We start from the raw sequence: 21,835 nt of genomic DNA, 5'->3' as shown, positions 1-21,835 counted from the left end.
CTCCGCCGTCAAACATTTTATTCTTTATTTTCAAATACTTAATTACACCTAAATTAAGTCGGCGAGGAGAAGGAAACACGATGAATAGGTGGAAGGGCCTTTAGCAGCTTGCAAGTCACGAAGAGGAATAAAAATCGAAGGGATGGCTTTTCTTTTAATTTCAGAGGGCGGTTTTTCCAATTCTGGGCAAGCCTAATTTGGGATCAGGGCTAGAACGTCAGGGGGCATGTGTGCCCCTTATCGGCAAGCCTACCTAAACTGCCAAATCCTCAGTTTCGTCAAATTTGGTCTCTTTCACATTCTGATCTAGGCAAAATAAAGCGCTTGTTTTAACTATACTTCCTTCATTGTAATAGGTTTTCCGCTCATTCTTGAATCAGCTCAGGACCGACACTTTGCACGATCCAAGATTAAACGAGGATGCCCCCCATGAAAATCACCCGGCAGGCGCTCTATGAGGCTCTCTGGTCGACTCCCCGGAAGGAGCTTGCCTCAGTATGGGCAATCGATCCAAACACAATTACTCATGCCAGCAAGGAGCAGAACATTCCTCTGCCGAAGCCGGGACATTGGACATTAGTTTCAATGGGAAAATCACCCAGCCAACCGGCACTGACTGGAGCCCCTGACGAAATAGTTACTCTCGAGGAAAAGCCCAGAAAGCCAAGGAAGAAATCAGCTTCGGACAATCCGAAAGCACAGACGGAGAAGGCTCAGACGTCTGAGCCGATAGCTGCCTCCAGGAGTGAGTCTACCCAAACGGATCAACGTCCAGCCAAGTCTATTTCAGAGACCCTGCCGACTATCCGGAAGGCATATAAGACCTATTCCTCTCCAAAAGCAGCGAGGGATTACAAATACCAACATGTGTTACCAGGCTCGGCTGCGGTGATCCGAATAGCAGTCATGCCGGAAATGGTAGAACGAGCACTTCTGCTCATGGACACCATTCTTAGGGAGTTCCAAAAGAACCAATGGAAGACACAAATCCCATCAGACAAAGATCGAAATAAGAATTCAGTATTTATTGATGAGGTAGAGATCCTATTCACGATTACGGAGCATCGTCGGCAAGAGAGAGTGAAATCGGAGAGTAGATGGACGACTTGGGAATATCGGTACCACAGCACAGGTACTTTGCGATTCCAGTTCGGCACATGGTCGTGGATGCATGAAATCAAAGACAACAAACGAAAGAAATTGGAAGAACGAATTCCTGAGATCATCAAAGGTATTTTGGAGGAGGTAGCACGAGTAAAGCGGGTTGAAATTGAAAGAAAAAATAGCGAACGCATTGAGAGGTTAGAGAGTCGCCTGTCAGGCCTGGTCCGTAAAGCTCTTGATTACAACCGTCAGTGTGAGGAGGGGCTAAATCGCTGCGTTGCTTATTATGAAGAGGCCCTTCGGATTAGACGTTTAGTTGAAGCCATGAGAGGAATGGATTGTCCCGAACAACACTCCAACAAGCGGGAAAATTGGCTGATCTGGCTCGAAAGCAAAGCAGATTCTATAGACCCCACAAAGAATCAGGCATCACTGGACTTCGCGGTTCCTAAAGAATTGATAGACCAAGTATCTGTCATGATCGAATCCGACCTTGAAACATATTCACCACTCAAAGAGCTGGACCTGAATTCTTCGATTGAGAAAGCTGTGCGGTGGATCAAACTCCAGCAGGGTTTGATATACAAATGAAAAAAGCGAGGGCGTCAGCGCCAGTGCAGAATTTCTTACAAGCCGCCGTATCATAGGCTTATAGCACGCGGCCGTTTCTCAATCAAAACGTTGTGCTTTCTTGACCCAAGCACTGACCTTTTCTTCGAACATGTCTCCTGGCATTTTTTCTAAAAGAAACTTAGCTTCCGCGACTTCATAAAATTCATCTGCAAAACTGAAATTCCCATTGTCAGTTATCTTCAGTTGCCCATTTTCCAAAGCGGTGGAGAGGACTTTCTCGAAGCGTTCTCGATGGCTCTTACTCCAAGTGATCGATAGTCTATGATTCATCATCCTCCCCCATAATTAGCCAAATCCAGTTCAACATAAAAACTATCACTCGACGATCAAATCGTCAATTTTTTCTTATTTTTCATGAACTTAATTAACCATGAAATAAGTAACGAAACCAAAAGGACGGACAGCTGTTAACAACAAGCTGCTGTGAGGCTGGAGCGCTCTACAAGCGCCAGCTGGTGAGACTTGTAACTTATTGATTTGAATATTTTTATTGATTTATAACAATTATTTTTGAAATGTCCAATTTCGAATTACGATTTATTGGAATTTTTAAGTCGACAACGGTGCGGCGTAGAGCCGCACTTTGTCTAAAAAAGAATTACTCGGGGTCAAGTCAACGGCTCCCCCGACTCAGCTCACCCGGCGATACCCGCCTTCAAGGCCCTTCCGCGACAATACCCACTGCCAGAGCTGGAGATCCCGGGCCCGGAAGGCACCGGCACAGGACAACAGATAGTAACGCCACATCCGGTAGAATCGGTCGCCAAGCTGCTCCCGGAAACGGGGCCAGGCGTGATTGAAGTTCTCGTACCACGCCATGAGTGTCCGGTCGTAATCCGCGCCGCAGTTGTGCAGGTCCTCCACCACGAAGCGGCCATCCACCGCCTCACTGACCTGATGCAAGGCAGGAATCTCGCCATTCGGGAAGATGTACTTGTCGATCCATGGATCCGATCCCGGAGAGCGTTCGTTGCTGCCAATGGTGTGCAACAGGAACAGGCCATCGTCTTTCAGGCAGCGGTGCGCCACATCCATGAATGTCCGGTAGTTCTTGTGCCCGACATGCTCGAACATGCCCAAACTGACCACACGGTCGAACGGCTCATCCACTTCCCGGTAATCCTGAAGGCGGAACTCCAGCGGAAGACCCGGATAACGCTCGCGGGCCCAGGCGGTCTGCTCTTCTGAAATGGTGACGCCCACGCACTCAACGCCGTAGTGTTCCGCCGCATAACTCATGAAACTGCCCCAGCCGCACCCGATATCAAGCACGCGCATTCCGGGCTCGAGCCGGAGCTTGCGGCAGATCAGGTCCAGCTTGGCCTCCTGCGCTTCCGCCAGGTTATCGGCCTCGCGCCAGTACCCGCAGGTGTAGGTCATGCGAGGATCCAGCATGGCGCCATAGAATTCATTGCCCAGGTCATAATGCTGTTCTCCCACCTGCCAGGCACGTCGATCGGTCTGGCGATTGAACAGGCGAGCTTTGAGCATATGGAGAATCAGCCGAGCGGGGCGGACCTTGTGTTGCAGCCCCGCCCGAAGAAGACGGTGGAAGAATTCGTCAAGGCGGTCGCAGTCCCAGGCGCCTTCCATGTAGGTCTCGCCAAGGCCCAGATTGCCCCGGGCAAAAACGCGTTCGGCCACGCCCGGCTTGTTGAGCCGGATGTCCCAAGGGCGGTGCCCGCCCAGACGGATACCGGCTTCTGTGAGCAATTCTGCCATGTACCGTTCAGACGCCGGCATGCGGGCGTCGCCGCTGCGGGCGGTTCGGTGATTGGAAGCGATGTCAGTCAAATCGGCCCCTCCCCTTCGAATTCAAGGAAAGCGAAACAGGCGTCAAAACAGACGGCCTTCACTGTAAACATAGACGATTGTCACGGCAGGCGGGGTTGAAACTGTCAATCGATTCAATAGTCGGGGCATTATGCCCCGACTGTCGGGGAACGTTAGCGGAGGATGACCAGCGGCTTGTGGGCGGTTTTGAGCATCGTAGTCGTGGTGCTGCCCACCAGAAACTGGCGGATGCGGGAATGGCCATAGGCCCCCATCACCAGGATATCGATGTCATTCTCTTCCTGATATTCGTGCAGCGCCGGCTCGACATCACCGGCCCGGATGGCCGGGGTGATTTCGGAATCCAGCTCTGACAGCATTTTCTTCGCCCGATTCAGCTGTTCCCAACGATCGTTGGTATCTGGCCCGACCATAACAAGATGTAGTGGCATGCCCTTCAGGACGGGACTCCCCGCCAGGAGTTCCACACCCCGGAAGGCAGTGGGGCTGCCGTCGAACGCCAACATGGCGCTTTTCGGCGCAGTGTATTCATCGGGCACCAGCAGAATTGGCCGATGCACACTCCGGATAACCGTCTCCAGCTGGCTGCCAATGTGGACATCGCGGTCGGAACTGCTTTCTCCGTGAAGCCCCATCACCAGCAAGCGTGTCTGGTTTTCCAGCGCCAGCAGCGATTCGGTCAGGGTGTCATGGCGCTGACGCTGGATGACATCGTCCACACCCGCCTCTTTTACGCGGCGCTCCGCGTCGTCCAGCATATGATGACCGTGTTCCAGGGCCAGCTTGGCGCGTCGGCGATCCAGTTCGGCCAGCTCGTCCAGCAACTGCTCGCGGCTACCCAGACCAATGCTGCCCGCCAGATCCGGTTCCGCCGGATACCGCTCTTCGTCAAGAACATGCAGCAACAGCAGAGGCGTCGCCATCTGCCGGCTCGCCCAGGATGCGTAATCGCACACGGCCGGAGCGGCACGGGACCCATCGATACAGGCAACTACTCGCAACATCTTTTCCTCGCCTCGGTGGTTGTTATTATGGCGTTCAACGGCGCTGTTCGTCTCTTCGGCCATGGTCAGTGCCCCATCAGCTGGTCAACGGCATCCGGTTTGTCGTGCACGCCAAACCGGTCAACAATGGTCGCACTGGCCTCGTTCAGGCCGATCACTTCAACGTCCGATCCTTCACGCCGGAACTTGATGACCGCCTTGTCCAGCGCACCCACCGCTGTGATGTCCCAGAAATGAGCGCGGTTCAGATCAATAACCACCTTATCCACCGCTTCCTTGAAGTCAAAGGAATCAATGAATTTTTCCGAGGAACTGAAGAACACCTGGCCGACCACCCGATAGGTGCGGGTTTCGCCCCGGTCATCCAGTTCTGACGTCACCATCATGTATTGCCCCACCTTATTGGCGAAGAACAGCGACGCCAGCAGTACGCCGGTCAGAACACCAAAAGCAAGGTTGTGGGTCGCCACGACGACAATCACGGTCACCACCATCACAATGTTGGTGGACGGCGGGTGCTCCTTGAGGTTAAGGATGGATTCCCAGGAGAAGGTACCGATGGAGACCATGATCATCACCGCCACCAATGCCGCCATGGGAATCTGGACCAGCAGGTTGTCGAGCACCACGACCATGATCAACAGGAATACGCCGGCGGTCAGCGTGGACAGGCGCGTCCGGCCCCCGGACTTCACGTTGATGATGGACTGGCCAATCATGGCGCAGCCGGCCATGCCGCCAAGGAGACCGGCACCAATGTTGGCAATGCCCTGCCCCCGGCACTCCCGGTTCCGGTCGCTGGTGGTGTCCGTCAGGTCATCCACGATGGTGGACGTCATCATCGACTCGAGCAGACCCACGACCGCCAGACCCAGCGAATAAGGCAGGATAATCATCAGGGTATCAAGGTTCAGCGGGACCTCAGGCCACAGGAAGATCGGCAGCGCATCCGGGAGTTCCCCCATGTCACCGACGGTCCGGATATCCAGACCCAGGAAGGCGCTGACAGCGGTCAGCGAGACGATACAAACCAGAGGCGACGGAATCAGCCGCCCCACCACCGGGACCAGCGGGAACAGGTAGATAATGCACAGGCCCGCCGCGGTCATCGCGTACACGTGCCAGGTCACATTGGTCAGTTCCGGAAGCTGGGCCATGAAAATCAGGATCGCCAGGGCGTTGACGAAGCCGGTCACCACCGATCGGGAGACAAACCGCATCAGCCCACCGAGTTTCAGCATCCCCGCAAGGATCTGGAACACACCGGTCAGCAGCGTGGCTGCGAGCAAATACTGCAGGCCATGCTCCTTGACCAGGGTGACCATCAGCAGCGCCATGGCACCGGTCGCGGCCGAGATCATGCCTGGGCGACCGCCAACGAAGGCAATCACCACCGCGATACAGAATGAGGCGTACAACCCCACCTTGGGGTCCACACCGGCAATGATGGAAAAAGCGATGGCCTCGGGAATAAGCGCCAGGGCCACAACGATTCCGGCGAGCACGTCGCCTCGGATATTGGAAAACCAGTTGGCTTTAAGGGCGTTCACCATAAAAAATGCGAGTCCAGTTAAATTGATTGCAGCAACAGCATGGATGCCAGACCCGTGACGGGAACGGCGGAGGGTCGTATCTGCTCGGGAGACCGCACACGGTCGCAAAAAAAGGCCGCGAAGCTTACCAGAACCGGGCCCGGAAAGTAAGGATCGTGCTTACCCGGATCACCACGACCACCGGGGATACAACGCCCATTAGGTTTGCAAACCTTTGGTTTTCCGTTAAAACTTCCAGTAAACCCAGCCGCGACAGGAGTACCCCGCCATCCATGGATGACGTTGCCAGCCAGTTCATCGCTTCAAATCAGACCACCATCGACCTGGCGGTTGCCCTCCTGCTGGGCGCCATTATCGGTATTGAACGTGGCTGGGACGCCCGGGAACAAAAGTCAGGACAGCGCATTGCCGGGATCCGGACCTTCGCACTGGTGGGGCTTCTGGGGGGCATTTCCGCCGTCCTGGCGAGGGATATCACCGAGTGGGCCTTTCCGGTGTTGCTGGTGTGCGTGGTGGCCATCGGCATCGTCGCCTTCAACGAACGCCTCGAACACATCCGCAATTTCAGCATCACCGGCCTCATTGGCCTGGTACTGACCTTCTGCTTTGGCGCCATCGCAGTGGCCGCCGATCCGGTAATGGCAACCGCCGGCGCCGTCGTGACCGCTATCATCCTCGACAACAAGCAGGAGATCCACGGCTGGGTTTACCGGCTCAAGGCCCACGAGCTGGATGCGGCGCTCAAGCTTCTGCTGATCACCGTGGTCATGCTGCCTCTGCTGCCAAACGCAAAGATGGGCCCCGGGGGCGTACTCAATCCCTATGAGATCTGGTGGATGGTGGTGATGATTGCCTCGATCTCTTTCGTCGGCTACTTCGCCATCCGGGTCGCCGGTACCCGAAAAGGCATCCTGTTCACCAGCCTGTTTGCCGGTTTGAGTTCCTCCACCGCCCTGACGCTCCATTTTGCCAGGCAATCCGCACGCACACCCGAGCTCAGTCCCCAGTTCGCCACAGGCATCCTGATCGCCTGTGGCACCATGTTTCCCCGGATCCTCGTCTATTGTTTTGTGATCAACCGGGATCTCCTGCCCATGCTGATATGGCCGGTTGCCACCATGACACTCCTGCTCTACGGGCCTGCGCTGTATATCTGGCGAACCAACGCCGGCGCGTTACAGGTTTCCCAGCCGACCCTCAACCAGAACCCACTGGACCTCACATCTGCGTTGCTCTTTGGCGGCTTGCTCACAGCTATCCTGCTGTTGGGCGAATTCCTGCAGAGCTGGCTCGGGGACGCAGGTATCTACATGCTGGCGGCCAGTTCCGGTGTCGCGGACATCGACGCCATCACCTTGTCGCTGACCCGGTTATCCAATAACTCGCTGAGTATGGAAACTGCCGTCATTGGCATCGTCATCGCCGCCTCGGTCAACAACCTGGTGAAATCCGGCATGGCCTGGGGCATTGGTAACCGGCGCACCGGCATGCTGGTGGCTGTACCGATGGTGATTTCCCTTGCGGCTGGCCTGGCCGTGGCCTGGTTCCAGTAACCCCTAACCGGCTTTCCGGAAGGTCAGGTTATACCGGCAGTCACCGGTCAACGGATGCGCACCGCGCCTGAGCGTCAGCACACCGTGGTAATGACGCCGCACCGGTCCGCCCCAGACGATCACATCCCCGTGCGACAGCGGTACCCGCAGGGGCCGGTCGCTGCGCCGGGGTCCACCGAACTGAAACACCAAGGGAAGACCAAGGGAGACTGACACGATCGGTTGGCTGAAATCCCGTTCGTCGCGATCCTGATGCAATCCCATTTTCGCGCCCGGACGGTACCGGTTGATCAGACACGCATCCGGGGCGAATCCCGGAAAACCCGCCGCCTCTGCTGCCATCACGGCAAGCTCCCGGAAAACCCGCGGCATCTCCGGCCAGGGCGCGCCGGTCTCTGGGTCATTCTGCGTATAACGATAGCCCCGCCGGTCGGTCACCCATCCCAGCTCGCCGCAACAGGTCATTGCCGCGGACATGGTGTGGCCACCGGGGGTTTCCATATAGCGAAAGGCCGCCTGACCGGAAACAGACTCGATCGCCGCGACCAGCGTCTGCGCCGACGCACGTGCGAATCCCCTTAGCAGAATGGCTCCCTCCTCCAGGACCTCCTGCGAGTATTCGGGCTGGGCGTTGTCGAACAGATCCAGAGTCATAGAATTCGGTCTCCCATTGCAAAGCGGAAAAACCCCTTCGGGCAGTCTACCCTTTGAGTAGGTTTTCACGAAGGATCAACAATGTACGGTAACCGCCAGTCGACGCAGATTTCCCTGGCACTGCTGATCGCATTCACCATCACCGTCGGCATGCTGGTGCTTGCACTGATCCTGATTGGCCAGAGCTTCCGCGGCATGGAAACCGCCAAGGTGAGCGCGGCCAGTGCCACGGCAAAGCAACTGGCCATCAGCGTTGACGATCGTATTCACGCCATCACCGCGCCGCCATCAACGGCACTGGCGGTTCTCAGCCACGACCCTCTCGCGTTGTCCAGGACCTATCAACAGAGGCTCCAGCGTCTGGGCATGCTCGCTGACATACTCCGCTCCAGTGACATTGTCAGTGCCGTCTACGTTGGCTGGGGTAACGGCGATTTTTTTCTGCTCCGCAAGATTCGCAGTTCCGGCACCCTGCAGTTTCCGGACGCGCCGTCGCCCGCCCGCTATCTGCTGCAATCGGTCACCCGCAGCCAGGCCGGGATTGATGGCGAGTGGACGTTCTACGACGAACAACTGAATCCGATATCCCGTCTGCAGAAACCGGACTACCAGTTCGACCCGAGGCAAAGACCCTGGTTCATCGCCGCAACCCCGTCCAACAAGACGGAATTGTCTGACCCCTATGTGTTCTTCACCACCCACGAAACCGGCCTCACCCTCTCTCACCGCAGCGCAGCGGGGGGGCCGGGGGCGCCAACCGCCGTGTTCGGCATCGATGTCACGGTCAGCGATCTGAGCCAGCAGCTGTCAAAATTGCGCCAGACACCGGGCACCCGCATCGCAATCGTGAATGATGAGGGCACACTGCTGGCGCATTCCGAAGTCGCCAAGAAGCTGGATGCTCCAATCGCCACCGCGCTTGACGGCCGTGGGGAGACCGTCGGTGACACGGCCGTCACCCACTTCAATGCCCAGGAACGGGAATGGTATGGCTTCAGCGAACCGCTGAAGGCATTGTCGAAGGAGAACCTGAGAATTGCGGTGGCGATTCCCGCGGACGAGCTGCTGGCCGACGTATGGGATGCCCTGGCCCGGCAAACGGTGATCGCAGGCGGCGTTGCGCTGCTCCTGCTGGTTATTGGCTGGTTCCTGGGTCGCCGGGTCGGCCGTCCCCTGGAAAAACTGACCGACCAGGTCAGCCAGCTGTCCCGCTTTCGCTTCGATACCGCTGTCCGGTCGGATTCCCACATCCGGGAAGCCCGCCAACTCAGTGTTGCGCTGGACGATATGGCCACCACCATTCACAGCTTCCAGAACATCGCATCGGTTCTGAATCGGGGCCAGGATCTGAACCGCCTGCTGCACGACATACTGGAGCAGATCGTCCAGATCCTGGGACAGAAGCGCGGCGGCATCTACCTGTTCGACCGGCAGGAAAGGCGACTGAATCTGGCGGTCGATACCCACTCGGCCCTTCCCCGCGGCCTCGACGATCTGGATCCCGGGCTTGACGACAATGATCTGATCCACCACCTCCGGCACCACATCGGCGGGCACCCGGTCTTCGCAATCCTCAGGAATCGCCAGAAAAAACTGATCGGGGTGCTGGTCATCGAAATGGAGCACGGCGAGCACACCCATCTCAGTGACGACCTGATCGTCTTCGTGGACGAGATCGCAGGATCTGCAGCGGTGGCCATCGAAACCCGGGAATTGATCGAAAGCCAACAGGCACTGCTCGAGGGCATCATTCGGCTGGTGGCCAATGCCATCGATGCCAAATCCCCGTACACCGGTGGGCATTGTGAACGTGTCCCCAAGCTCGCCCAGATGATCCTCGACCAGGCAGAGGCCATCACCCATGGACCCTTCGCCAGTTTCAGCATGACCGACGAAGAACGTTACGAGTTCCACCTGGCGGCCTGGCTGCATGACTGTGGCAAAATCACCAGCCCCGAGTATGTGGTGGACAAGGCGGTCAAACTGGAAACCCTGTACAACCGCATTCACGAAATCCGGACGCGGTTCGAGGTGCTTTACCGGGATGCCGAGATCGAGTATCTCCAGGCCGTGGCCGCAGGTGAGGATGAGCCGGCGGCCCGACAACGACGGGACCGGCGGCGGGATCAGCTCATGGCCGATTTCACTTTCCTGGCATACGCCAACAAGGGCGGTGAGTTCATGAGCGATGCCGACCGGGAGCGGGTCGAGTCTATCGGCCGGCAAACCTGGACGCGCCATTTCAGCGACCGGCTCGGCCTCTCGTCGGATGAATACCAGCGCCTGAAGGAGGTTCCTGAACCTGACCTGCCGGCCGCGGAGCCGCTGTTGGCAGACAGACCGGAACACATCCACCCCTGGGGTGAACATCGCCCACCGGTGGAACGGGACGACCCCCGGAACCGCTGGGGCTTTGACATGCAACTGCCCGACTACGCCTACAACCTTGGAGAAATCCATAACCTGACCGTCGCGAAGGGCACACTTACCGATGAAGAGCGCTTCAAGATCAACGAACACATTGTTCAGACCATCTGCATGCTCGATGCCCTGCCCCTGCCAGACCGCCTGGCCAATGTCCCCAGACTCGCGGGCACCCACCATGAACGCATGGATGGCGAAGGCTACCCCTGTCGGCTGAAGGGCGAGGAGATGGGCATACCCGAGAGAATCATGGCGGTCGCCGACGTGTTCGAGGCACTGACCGCGGTTGACCGGCCTTACAAGGATGGCAAGACGCTGACGGAATCGCTGACCATCATGGCTCGTATGGTGGACGACGGGCACATCGACCGGGACGTATTCGAGCTGTTCCTCACCTCGGGAGTCTATCGTCACTACGCTGAACAACACCTGCGGCCAGAGCAGCGGGATCAGGTGAATGAAAGCCTTTTCATGAATCGTGATTGAAAAACCCGTATATTCTGAGGTCGTGTTTTCGCTGAACCAAGGACAACTTAATGCTGTTTGCAATGATTGTTGGCGGCCTGATTGGCTACGCCTTTGGCCGGTTTCCCGGTTTCATCATCGGTGCCGCCATCGGTGCGTTCCTGTTCAATCGCGCCAAAACCCGCCTGATTGGCAAACTCCAGAATATCCAGAGCGGCTTTGTCGAATCCGTCTTCGCCGTCATGGGGGCACTTTGCAAGGCCGATGGGGTCGTCACCCAGGACGAGATCGAGATGGCCGAGACCATGTTCGTCCGTTTCCGGATGAATGAACAGCAGAGGGCCGCTGCAAAAAAAGCCTTTAACCGGGGCAAATCGCCGGATTTTGATCTGGACAGCGAACTCGATCACTTTCTCCGCATCAGCGGGCGCCAGCCGGCACTGCTGCAGATGTTTCTCCAGGTACAGGTGTCTGCGATCGCGGCTGACGGGGTGATTCACCCGGAAGAGCACCAGATGCTGGTGCGGATTGCCCGGCGCCTGGGGCTGCCAGACAGCCAGGTCGACCAGCTTGAGGCCATGCTCCGCGGAGCGCATGCCGGTCAGGCCGGAGGCGGTCAGCGGTCCAGCGACCAACAGATCGACGATGCCTACAAGGTCCTCGGAGTTTCCGCCTCGGCCAGCGACGCAGAAGTGAAACGCGCCTACCGCAAACTGATGAGCGAGAACCATCCGGACAAACTGGCAGGCAAGGGTTTACCAGAGAGCATGCGCGAGATGGCCGAGGAACGCACCCGGGAAATCAGCCATGCGTACGATGTGATCAAGGAAGCCCGCAAAAAGGCGGCGTAGCGTCAGAACCAGCGCCGCACCCGGGCCCGATAGTCGTCATAGGCTTTGCCAAACTGTCGGGCCAGCGCCTTTTCCTCTTCCCTCGCCTGGCGCATGATAACGGCCACGCCCACCACCAGGCAGACGAGCGAAAACACGCTCGGCAGAGCCAGGAAAAAGCCCAACTGCCCCGTCATTACCGCCAGGAACAGCGGATTCCGGCTCCGGGCAAAGGGCCCACTCGTCAGCAGCTTCTGCCGGTCCCCGTGTGAATCTATCCCGGAACGCCACTCCTCATGCATGTAAGCTTGCAGGTAGTTAACAGCACTGTAGGAGGCCAGTAACAGCACCATACCCACCAGAAGAATCCAGCCCTGGTAAAGACTGTTGAACACGCCCAGCCAGGAATCGATATCGACGAAGATACGCGCCATGCAGACGCCAAGGATCGCGGCGCGGAACACGTTGAAGGTGTGGCGATGCCACCAGGGCGCACTGCCCCGCACACCATAGTTGATGTGGGAAAACTGGAGTCGGGCATACAATCCAAGAGTCCGGCCGGCAAATTGCAGGCCGATCATCAGAAAGAAAATACCCAGGAAATGCCGCACGAGGGGTTCAATCAAAAGCATCGGGCACACTTACAGCTAAGTTTAGCCAACGAGCTTAATCCCTGGAGCAAGGATTGAAAAGTGCCCGGCACCACCGGAAGTCTGGCTGTCAGGAGGTTTCCGAGCGAATAGCCACGTTCTGTTGGCCCTGCACCACCTGATTCCGGCCCCGGCCTTTTGCTTCATACAGCGCTTCGTCGGCACAGTGGAAGATCTCTTTGGTGGCATCAGGTCTTGTGGGCAACGCTGTACAGACGCCGATACTGACCGTCACATGGAGCACCTCACCGGACACCCGGAACGCGGTCTTTTCGACCTCCTGACGAATACGTTCAGCCACCCGTGCAGCCCCCTCTTCCGGGGTTTCCGGTAAAACGACCACAAATTCCTCACCACCGTAGCGGGCCGCAATGTCACCGGACACACTGGGCCACCATCTTGAGACAGTCGTCTCCCACCAGATGCCCATAGGCATCGTTGAAATTCTTGAAGTGATCGATATCCAGAATCAGCAGCGAAACGGGCTGTTCGTACCGGTAGGCCCTGACCACGGCAGACTGGAATTCCGCGTCGAAATGCCCCCGGTTTTTCAGGCCGGTCAGGGCATCGGTCGCGTTCAGCTCCATCAGTCTCTCCTTCAGCACCTCCAGATCCCGGGTACGCTCCTGGACGCGCTGTTCCAGCATCACGTTGGCTTCCTGCTGGACCCGCAGGGATTTGGTCTGGGCCATGCGGGTCTTTCGCTCTTCCCGCAATAGTCGTTGCTGGGATTCGAGAACCCGTTTTTTCTCCCGGTTCAGACGGTCTGCCAGGGCGAGGGACAGCAGAATGACCCCCAGCGCCGACCCCACCTGGGTCGCGTTTTCGGTAAACATATTCCGGGGTAACACCGTGAACTTGCTGAGCGCCAGCACAATTCCGCCAAACAACATGAATACCCAAGCCATGGTGTAATACCGGGCCGCCGGATCCTTGCGCATCCACCGTACGACGCTCAATACCAGCATCGTGCTGCAACCAACGGCACCCACCAGAATGGTTGGCAGGATCAGATCCCGGTAAGGCACGAACAGGGCTGAGCCAGCAAGCAGGCCCGCCACCATGACCAGGGCCACTGTCCATCGGTTCAGGTAGGGATGATTCGCCCGGGACACATTGATAAACCGTATGCTGAACGTTCCCCCGAACAGGATTGCCAGGTTGAGAAACACAATGATCGACTGATCATTCCACCAGGTAGCATTGGGCCAGAAATACTGGAATGCCATGCCGTGCAGGGAGGCAAGGAACAGGGGCATGGCCGTGATGTAGCCCACGTAGTGCAGGAAGCTTCGCTCACCGACCGCCATGAAGACAAACAGGTTGTACAGGATCATCACCAGGACAATGCCGTAGTAGAGCCCCTCGAACAGCCCCCTTGATTCTTCAGCCGAGTAAAACGCACTGGGATCCCACAGGGTGAGCGGGACCTGCATGGAACTGGTGGTATCAACACGAAGATACACCGCCGATTCCTGCCCCGGCGCCAGGTCGATGGGTACGATGAAATTACGGTGGGGAATCGGCCGATCATAGAAGGGCTGCTTATCGCCCAACACCAGGGGTTCACGGTCAATGGCCGAAGAATCCGCGTAGACCTCGATGTGGTCGAGCACCGGATACCCGATCTCCAGGTAGGGATTCTTCACCTCGCCGGTTCGATTCCGGATTTTCACCCGAAACCAGTACACCTCGTCACCGTATCCGAGACTGACGCTGTCACTACCGTTTCTCGTCCAGGCACTGTCAGGCAGTGCCCGAACGTCGGCAATCGTGGCGGGCGTGGCCGGCTCCTGCCAGATATCTACAAACCGGGACAGCTCCAGCTGCTTGCTGTGCGAATCCCACATGGCCGGCTCCGCCGACACCGAAGCGGACAGAACGCACAAAAGCACGGAAACAAGATACTGAAGAGTTTTTGACACGGCCATTCCCGGACATTGGTATTGTTATAGGTATTCCCAGCCAAATTATGAATCAGCTTTTCAGTTTTTGCCCGCGCCGTGAACCAAATCACGCAAATCGATAAGAAAGGCTACAAAACGCAACACCCCGACCACGAGCCCCGGCAGCGCGTTGGACATAATTCTGGCGAGGTGCCATATTTTTAAGCAGTCCGGCAGATTAAAATCGATATCAAAACCACAGACAGCGGACCTGCTTCCGGGGTCCCGGCTTTTTCGTCTGGACATTTTCGGCTCAGGGTCGTCCATGCAAGAGAGTGAAGCGCTCGTCAGTTATCACAAGACACTGATGGAACTCAGCCATCGGCGGGGTTTTATCCACCAACCCCGGCACCAGAAACTCGCGGAACTGACCCGCTTGTGTGCCGAACTCCTAAACATCGAACGAGTCAGTGTGTGGCTGCTCTCGCCCGACCGGGACCGAATCATCTGCGAGTGGCTGCACGACCTCTCGCTGGCTTTCCAGGAGCAGCCGGAACCGCCCCTCGAACTGTTCCGGGACAATCATCCCGCCTATTTCGACGCACTCATCATGGAGCGTGTCATCGCAGTCGATGACGCCCGACAGGATGACCGCACCCGGTCGTTCGACCCAACCTACCTGATACCGGAAGGCATACACGCCATGCTGGACGCTCCCATTTTCGACGGCGAGCGAATGAGCGGCGTTATCTGCCTGGAAACCCGGGCGCCCCATGCCTGGACGCTCCCGGAAATCTCACTGGTGGTCGCCATTGCCGACACCATCAGCCTGATTAACACCCACGAGGCCTGGGCCCGCTCTAAACGAACCATCGACTACATGACCCGCTACGATTCGATGACGGGCCTCGCCAATCTCAACTCACTCAAGGACCGGATCGAACAGCTGATCCGTGAGACTTCATCCTATCGAGACACGAACCTTACGCTTATCTGGGTGGATATCGATCGCCTCAAATCCATCAACGATGGCCTCGGCCCACAGGCCGGCGACCAGGTCATTGCTGAACTGGGACAGCGTCTGAAGAGCATGAAAATCGAGGACGCAGACCTGCTGGCCAGGATTGGAGGCGACGAGTTTGCGGTCCTTTTCCGGCCACAGGATCCGGACGCTCTGATCGAGTCGGCGCCCCGTGAAATACATGAGAGGATGGCCGAACCGGTCCGGCTTGACGACCATGAATTGATGGTCAGCGTCAGTCTCGGCATCTGCCACTACCCGGTTGATGGAACCAACGCCGAAGAACTACTCCGGGGTGCCGAGGCCGCGATGTACCACGCCAAGCGGGAGGGGCGGGCCCGCTCCATCCGGTTCGATTCGGAAATCCAGATGACCGCCCGCTCACGCTTCGTCCTGGAACGGGACCTGCGGGCGACACTGGACGAGGAAGCGCTGGATGTCTTTTACCAGCCAATCATGGATCGTACCGGTACCCACCTGGAGAGCATGGAGGCCCTGGTCCGCTGGAATCACCCGAAACGCGGATGGATGTCCCCCATCGAATTTCTCGATATCGCACGCAACGCCGGCCTCATGTACAAACTGGGCACCAATGTTCTCAAGCGAGTCTGTGCGTTCTGGTGTTCCTGCAACGATTCGGGCATCCGGTTACCGATCATATCGGTCAACCTGGCGGCGGAGCAGGTTCTGGTTCCGGAGCTGCCCGATCTCGTCAGGGATCTTTGCGCAGAGCATGGTATGCCGGTATCAGCGCTCCAGTTCGAGGTAACCGAAGATGCCATCCAGGGCGAACTTCACACCATCCGCAGAGTACTTGAGGGCCTGGTAGAAGCCGGTGCAGAACTGGCCATTGACGATTTTGGAACCGGCCACTCGTCACTGTCCCGGCTCAAGAGTCTGCCCTTCTCACGGATAAAAATTGATCGTTCGTTTATCCGGGACCTGCCAGAGGACGAAGACGACTGTGCCATCACGCTCTCCATACTGGGGCTGGCCAAAGGACTCGGTCTGTCGGTCGTTGCCGAGGGTGTGGAATCGGAAGAACACGAACAATGGCTGCACAAGGAGTCTTGCGACTACCTCCAGGGCTATCGCTATAGCCGTCCACTGCCCTCGGACGAGTTTATCCAGCGATTTCTGACCCGGACTGAAGACCGGGTTTAGCCGCCTCGTATCGGAATCCCGGAAAGACCGACAATACCTTCAGGAACGATGCTTCCAGGGGAGCCTGCACATCCAACGGCTCTCGCGACACCGGGTGTGGGAAGACAATGCGGGTAGCCGCCAGCATCAGCCGTCCTTCGCCAAACCGCTCGGCAAAGTAGCGATTGTGCCGTCCGCGACCGTGATTGGCGTCGCCGATGATCGGATGGTTGATGTGCTTGAGGTGCCGTCTCAGCTGATGTTTGCGCCCGGTCTCGGGAAACAGCTCCACAAGGGCATAGCGGCTGGTGGGATAGCGTTCGATCGCCACCGGAATCTCCGTGGTGGCCAGTGTCCGGAAACGGGTCCTGGCCTCCTTCACAGGTTGCGCCTGATCCTTCAACCGCCGATCCACCGCTTCCTCCCGCAAAGGATGATCAATCAGGCCGGCTTCAGGAGGCCAACCGCGGACCATCGCCAGATAGGTCTTGTGAACCTCGCCGGCCATCATCGCCTTGCCCAGCGTCTGGGCCGCTTCCGGATTGCGTGCGAACATCAGCACACCGGACGTTGGCCGATCAAGGCGATGCACCGGATACACATACTCGCCCCCGTTCAGCGCTCGGGCGTACTGAAGGGCAAATTCCGTTTCATGGCGGTCGATCGGACTGCGGTGGACCAGCAGGCCCGCGGGCTTGTGGACCACAAGCAACTGCTCATCACGAAACAGCTCAGTGAGCGGATTGGCCATCATCAGGTCTGGTCCAGGTTCCGAGGTTTCCGCTGTACCAGGCTTCGGATTCTCCGGCCAGCTCGCTCACCCAGCACCAGCAGCGCCGGCGTCAGCAGCAGAGTGAGTATCGTGGCGAAGCCCAGACCGCCGGCAATGGCGCTGGACAGCTGCGTCCACCATTGGGTGGACGGCGCCCCGATGCCGAGCGACGGCGTAAGCAGGTCGACGTTGATGCCCAGCACCATGGGCATCAGGCCCAGCACCGTGGTGATGGCCGTCAGTAGCACGGGGCGCAAACGCAGACAACCGGTTTCGAGTGCAGCGTCAAAGGGCTCGGCACCGTCACGGCGAATCTGATTGTAGGTGTCGATCAGGATGATGTTGTTGTTCACCACGATCCCCGCCAGGGCAATGATGCCCATCCCCACCATCACGATCCCGAAGGGCTGGCTATTCAGCAACAGCCCCAGCAGGACGCCCGCGGTAGACAGCGCAATGGCCGACAGGATCAGGAAGGTCTGATACAGCGAGTTGAACTGGGTTACCAGAATCAGCAACATCAGGCCAATGGCCACCAGGAAGGCGGTGGCGAGGAACGTGGCGGCCTGCTGCTGGTCCTCATTCTCACCGGCGAATTTCACCGTGACGCCTTCGGGAGCTTCGGGCATGACCTTCTGCAGTGACCGGAGCATGGCATCCACCTGAGCGCCAGGAGCCAGGTCGGATTTCACCGTGACCGTACGCTGGCCGTCCACCCGCATGATGCTGCCGGTCTTGTCACCCGGCTCCAGGGAGACAAACTGCGACAGCGGCACCTGGCCACGGGGCGTATTGATGGTCTGCCGTTCCAGCTGGTCCAGTTCGCGCCAGTTATTCGGCACGCGGACCGCAATATCGACCTCGTCCCGGACATCCTCCGGGCGGTAGGTGGCCAGTGTCAGTCCATTGGTCACCAGTCGCACCGCGCTGCCAATGCTGAGCACATCCGTGCCGAAACGGGCGGCTGCCTCGCGATCCACTTTCAGGCGCCATTCGATGCCAGGCAGACTGCGGTCGTCCTCGATTTCGACAAACCCGTCCAGCTCACGCATTTTCGCTTCCACCGCGTCCACATACCCGTTGAGCGCGCCGCTGTCACGACTGCCGATCTGGATTTCGATGGGTTTTCCACCGGCGGGTCCACCCTCCTGCTTGCGGAATTCCAGTTCGATTCCCGGTATGTCCCGGGTCCGTTCCCGGAAATCCGCGAGGATGGCGCTGGCAGGACGACGGGTGTACCAGTCGGTGAACTGAAACTGCAGTACCCCGATGACATCCGGTGCCAGCTGGGTACTGGTGTTGATCATGGAGCGGGCATACAGGGCCTCGACTTCAGGCATCCCCTGCAGTCGCTGTTCCACCTGGCGGACGATGGCATCCCGCTCCCGCACCGACAGGTCCCCGCGGGCCCGCACCTGAACCTGCGCCGAGTCCGGCTCGACGCTCGGGAAAAACTCCACGCCATGGTTAAACCGTGCATAAGCGGCATAGATCAGGACAATCACTGCCAGCACCCCGAGCAGGGTAAATCCCGGGAACCGAAGCAGCCGTGACAACACGCTCCGGTAAAGCCGCATGAAGCGGCCCTGCCCCGCACTCCGGCGTGCACGTCGGCCACCGCTGACACCGCCAAGGACCGGCAGGAAAACCAGTGCCATGGCCAGGGAAGCGGTGAGACAGATGATCACGGTGATCGGCAGGAACTTCATGAACTCACCCACCACGCCGGGCCAGAACAGCAACGGGACGAAAACCGCCAGCGTGGTGGCCGTGGAAGCAATGATGGGCCAGGCCATCCGGCTGGCAGCTTCTGCCCAGGCGGTTTTCACCGACTGGCCATCGGACAGGTTCCGGTCCGCCAGCTCAGAGACCACAATGGCCCCATCCACCAGCATCCCGGCCACCAGTATCAGGCTGAACAGCACCACAATGTTCAGGGTCAGACCCATGCCCCAGATCACCAGAATGCCCGTCAGGAAGGCGCCCGGAATGGTCAGGCCCACCAACAGCGCCGAACGCGGCCCCATGGTGGCCAGTATCACGATGATCACCAGTACGATGGCCGTCAGTACGTTGTTGAGCAGATCGGACAGCACGTCCCGGACTTCGTTGGACTGGTCCATGATGTACCGGATGTCCAGGGTATCGGGAAGGCTGGGCCGGGCCTGATCAATGAGGGTGCGAATCTGCTGGATGGTTTCGATGATGTTGGCGCCGGAACGCTTGGACACTTCCAGAACCAGTGCCGGTTCCCCGTTGATGCGGGCGAAACCGGTGGGATCCTTGAAGGTCCGCTGGAGCATGGCGACGTCGCCGAAGGTCACCACGGTATCGCCGTCCACCTTCACCGGCATGGACATGACGTCTTCGATGTTCTCGATCACCCCGGGTACCTTCAGGGCCATGCGGCCGTTTCCGGTATCCAGGGAGCCGGCCGCCACCAGCTGGTTATTGCGGGTCACCAGGCTGGCCAGCTGGTCAAAATCGATGCCGTAGCTTTCCAGCACCTGGGGATCCACCACCACTTCCAGCTGGTCCTCCCGATCGCCGCCGATCTCCACCTCCAGCACCTCGGGGATCGATTCGATGGCGTCCTGAAGACGACGGGCGACGGTAATCAGCTCACGCTCCGACAGCGGCCCCGAAAGCCCCACCGACAACACCGGAAACAGCGAGACGTTGATTTCGTTGACGGTCGGTTCGTCGGCCTCGCCGGGCAGTTTGTTGCGGGCCGTATCCACCTTCTCCCGGACATCCTGGAGCGCCTTGTCGGCATCGAAGCCAGCATCGAATTCCAGAATTACCGACGCATGGCCTTCCGAGGCCGTCGCCCGCATCTCCTTGATGGACTCCAGCGAGCGCAATTCCTGCTCCATCGGTCGCACCAGCAGGCGTTCCGCGTCTTCCGGGCTGATCCCTTCCAGCGTCATCGAGACGTAGATCATGGGGATGGTCACGTCCGGATTGGCTTCCTTGGGAATGGTTTTGAACGCGGCAATACCGCCCAGGATCAGGAACAGAAGCGCCAGCAGAGTGGTCCGGTTGCGGTCCATCGCCGCGAAAATCAAAGCCCGCATACGCTTCAGCCCTTGTTATCGGAGCGATCCACCGGAATCACCTTCTCACCCTCGGCGACAAAGCCGCCACCCCGGGTGATCAGGCGGGTCTCATCCGGCAGTCCCGTCACCCAGGCGCCATCGGTGGACACACTGAGCAGACGGACCCGGGCGAACACCACGCGATCATCCTGGTCCACATATTTCACACCGGGGCGACCGTCGTCTCCCAGACTGAGATACGCCGGCGAAATGAACAGCGCCTTCACCGCAGGAAGCGCAATCCGCAGGCTGGCACTGCCTCCGGCCACCCGCCTGAGATCGGGGTTCTCGACGGCCACCTCCACGGCAAAACTCCGGGTTTTCGGATCGGCGGCGCTGGCGACAAACGTCACCACTCCCTGCAGTTGACCGCCGTCGAGAAGATCAATCCGAACCGGCTGGCCGATAGCAACCTGGTCGACGGATTGCTGCGGAATCTGCCCCGTCGCTTTCAGTCGATCAATCTGGACCAGTTCAAACAGAGGCGCACCGGTCTGAACCAGCGAGCCGGGCTCCACGCTCCTGGCGTTGATGATGCCATCGAACGGGGCTTTCGGGGTGAGGTGATCCACCGCCAGCCGGGCGGATGTGAGTTCGGCCTTCGCCGCCGCCAGGTCACTCTCCAACGCCAGAAGATCGGTTTCCGCGGTGAAATTGTTGGACCGAAGCTTTCGGGCCGCCGACAGATCCGCCTCAAGCTTACGGGCACGAGCCTGCCAACGGTCTACCAGCGCCGAGCGGCCGTCATCGGAAATCCGGGCCAGCACCTCCCCCCGGGTGACCTGCTCGCCCAATCCCACGTTCAGCGATTCAATGGTTCCGGACACCTGGGCGCTGAGTGCCACGGAATGCCAGGGCTCCAGCTGCCCCTGCAACAGAATGCTCGGCTGGTGCATCCGGGCGGTCAGGGTCTCCACCTGCACACTGGTCAGTGACTGACCGTCGCTTGCTCTCGGCTCCGGCGCCTTGTCCGAAGCGGTTTTCACCTGACCGGTTACCATCCAGACCACCAGCAGAACCACCACCAGCAATGCCAGCCCCAGGGATCCCCATCTTGCTTTCGTCATTGAATGCTCACTGTCCGTGTTCAAAAAAGCGCAAATTAACGGTTGCAACCGGTTAAAAACGTGGGGTAGATTCTACACACAATCCTTTTACAGATTCAGAGCAGATTGTCGATACCATGAATCTCAACGCAGTCGTCGTCCTTGTGAAGCTTGTCCTGGTGGTCGTGGTGCCATCCGGGGGCTT

17 protein-coding genes are annotated in these 21,835 nt (G+C 58.4%); 5 read left to right on the top strand and 12 right to left on the bottom strand.

Annotated features, from left to right (window positions below; all coding sequences use genetic code 11):
* Positions 1-429 precede the first annotated feature (429 nt).
* Positions 430-1,695, top strand: a complete 1,266-nt coding sequence (locus MSNKSG1_RS02325) for a hypothetical protein (RefSeq protein ID WP_008937628.1) — start codon at positions 430-432, stop codon at positions 1,693-1,695.
* Positions 1,696-1,773: 78 nt separating this feature from the next.
* Here the strand turns inward: MSNKSG1_RS02325 and MSNKSG1_RS02320 are convergent, their stop codons facing one another.
* The 4 genes from MSNKSG1_RS02320 to MSNKSG1_RS02305 all read right to left on the bottom strand — a co-directional run bounded on the left by MSNKSG1_RS02320 (position 1,774) and on the right by MSNKSG1_RS02305 (position 6,088).
* Complete coding sequence (locus tag MSNKSG1_RS02320; protein ID WP_152638692.1) at positions 1,774-2,007, bottom strand: hypothetical protein; 234 nt, start codon at positions 2,005-2,007, stop codon at positions 1,774-1,776.
* Between the two features lie 360 nt (positions 2,008-2,367).
* Positions 2,368-3,480, bottom strand: coding sequence for a cyclopropane fatty acyl phospholipid synthase (cfa, locus tag MSNKSG1_RS02315; RefSeq protein ID WP_051067756.1), 1,113 nt, complete (start codon positions 3,478-3,480; stop codon positions 2,368-2,370).
* A gap of 203 nt (positions 3,481-3,683) precedes the next feature.
* Positions 3,684-4,535: a universal stress protein gene (locus MSNKSG1_RS02310; protein ID WP_227497932.1), complete on the bottom strand. Its 852-nt coding sequence runs from the start codon at positions 4,533-4,535 to the stop codon at positions 3,684-3,686.
* Between the two features lie 65 nt (positions 4,536-4,600).
* Positions 4,601-6,088, bottom strand: coding sequence for a SulP family inorganic anion transporter (locus tag MSNKSG1_RS02305; RefSeq protein ID WP_008937624.1), 1,488 nt, complete (start codon positions 6,086-6,088; stop codon positions 4,601-4,603).
* 272 nt (positions 6,089-6,360) lie between these two features.
* On the opposite strand from MSNKSG1_RS02305, the gene MSNKSG1_RS02300 reads away from it, so the two are divergent.
* Positions 6,361-7,641: an MgtC/SapB family protein gene (locus MSNKSG1_RS02300; RefSeq protein WP_008937623.1), complete on the top strand. Its 1,281-nt coding sequence runs from the start codon at positions 6,361-6,363 to the stop codon at positions 7,639-7,641.
* A 3-nt stretch (positions 7,642-7,644) separates the two neighbouring features.
* Here the strand turns inward: MSNKSG1_RS02300 and alkB are convergent, their stop codons facing one another.
* Entirely contained in the window at positions 7,645-8,295 is a 651-nt protein-coding gene (alkB, locus tag MSNKSG1_RS02295; RefSeq protein ID WP_008937622.1) for a DNA oxidative demethylase AlkB, read from the bottom strand.
* 81 nt (positions 8,296-8,376) lie between these two features.
* Here alkB and MSNKSG1_RS02290 point away from each other — a divergent pair, with 81 nt between their 5' ends.
* Positions 8,377-11,205, top strand: coding sequence for an HD domain-containing phosphohydrolase (locus tag MSNKSG1_RS02290; protein WP_008937621.1), 2,829 nt, complete (start codon positions 8,377-8,379; stop codon positions 11,203-11,205).
* 50 nt (positions 11,206-11,255) lie between these two features.
* Positions 11,256-12,035 (top strand): co-chaperone DjlA, encoded by a 780-nt coding sequence (djlA, locus tag MSNKSG1_RS02285; protein WP_008937620.1) that lies wholly within the window; start codon positions 11,256-11,258, stop codon positions 12,033-12,035.
* Between the two features lie 2 nt (positions 12,036-12,037).
* On the opposite strand, the gene MSNKSG1_RS02280 is transcribed toward djlA, so the two are convergent.
* From MSNKSG1_RS02280 to MSNKSG1_RS19075, 4 genes are all read right to left on the bottom strand, one after another.
* Positions 12,038-12,646 (bottom strand): methyltransferase family protein, encoded by a 609-nt coding sequence (locus tag MSNKSG1_RS02280; RefSeq protein WP_008937619.1) that lies wholly within the window; start codon positions 12,644-12,646, stop codon positions 12,038-12,040.
* Between the two features lie 88 nt (positions 12,647-12,734).
* A complete protein-coding gene (locus MSNKSG1_RS19565) occupies positions 12,735-13,049 on the bottom strand; it encodes a GGDEF domain-containing protein (protein WP_264622950.1) in 315 nt (104 codons plus the stop codon).
* Complete coding sequence (locus tag MSNKSG1_RS02275) at positions 13,039-14,514, bottom strand: sensor domain-containing diguanylate cyclase (RefSeq protein ID WP_264622949.1); 1,476 nt, start codon at positions 14,512-14,514, stop codon at positions 13,039-13,041. Before MSNKSG1_RS02275 ends, MSNKSG1_RS19565 begins: the two co-directional genes overlap by 11 nt.
* Before the next feature lie 135 nt (positions 14,515-14,649).
* The gene (locus MSNKSG1_RS19075; protein WP_152638691.1) at positions 14,650-14,856 is read right to left on the bottom strand and encodes a hypothetical protein; all 207 of its coding nucleotides are present in this window, start codon (positions 14,854-14,856) and stop codon (positions 14,650-14,652) included.
* Between the two features lie 19 nt (positions 14,857-14,875).
* Between MSNKSG1_RS19075 and MSNKSG1_RS02270 the strand changes: the two genes are divergently transcribed.
* Positions 14,876-16,735 (top strand): putative bifunctional diguanylate cyclase/phosphodiesterase, encoded by a 1,860-nt coding sequence (locus tag MSNKSG1_RS02270; protein WP_008937617.1) that lies wholly within the window; start codon positions 14,876-14,878, stop codon positions 16,733-16,735.
* Here the strand turns inward: MSNKSG1_RS02270 and MSNKSG1_RS02265 are convergent.
* From MSNKSG1_RS02265 to MSNKSG1_RS02255, 3 genes are read right to left on the bottom strand one after another with little or no spacing between them, the layout of a single operon-like run.
* Entirely contained in the window at positions 16,695-17,465 is a 771-nt protein-coding gene (locus MSNKSG1_RS02265; protein WP_051067755.1) for a pseudouridine synthase, read from the bottom strand. The two genes, MSNKSG1_RS02270 and MSNKSG1_RS02265, sit on opposite strands and share 41 nt — an antisense overlap.
* 2 nt (positions 17,466-17,467) lie before the next feature.
* Entirely contained in the window at positions 17,468-20,563 is a 3,096-nt protein-coding gene (locus MSNKSG1_RS02260; protein ID WP_008937615.1) for an efflux RND transporter permease subunit, read from the bottom strand.
* A 5-nt stretch (positions 20,564-20,568) separates the two neighbouring features.
* On the bottom strand, positions 20,569-21,651 hold the full coding sequence (locus tag MSNKSG1_RS02255; protein WP_008937614.1) for an efflux RND transporter periplasmic adaptor subunit: 1,083 nt from the start codon (positions 21,649-21,651) through the stop codon (positions 20,569-20,571).
* Between the last annotated feature and the right edge of the window lie 184 nt (positions 21,652-21,835).

The organism is Marinobacter santoriniensis NKSG1 (assembly GCF_000347775.1).
Lineage (GTDB): Bacteria > Pseudomonadota > Gammaproteobacteria > Pseudomonadales > Oleiphilaceae > Marinobacter > Marinobacter santoriniensis.
This window is presented reverse-complemented; position numbering and strand designations above follow the sequence as displayed.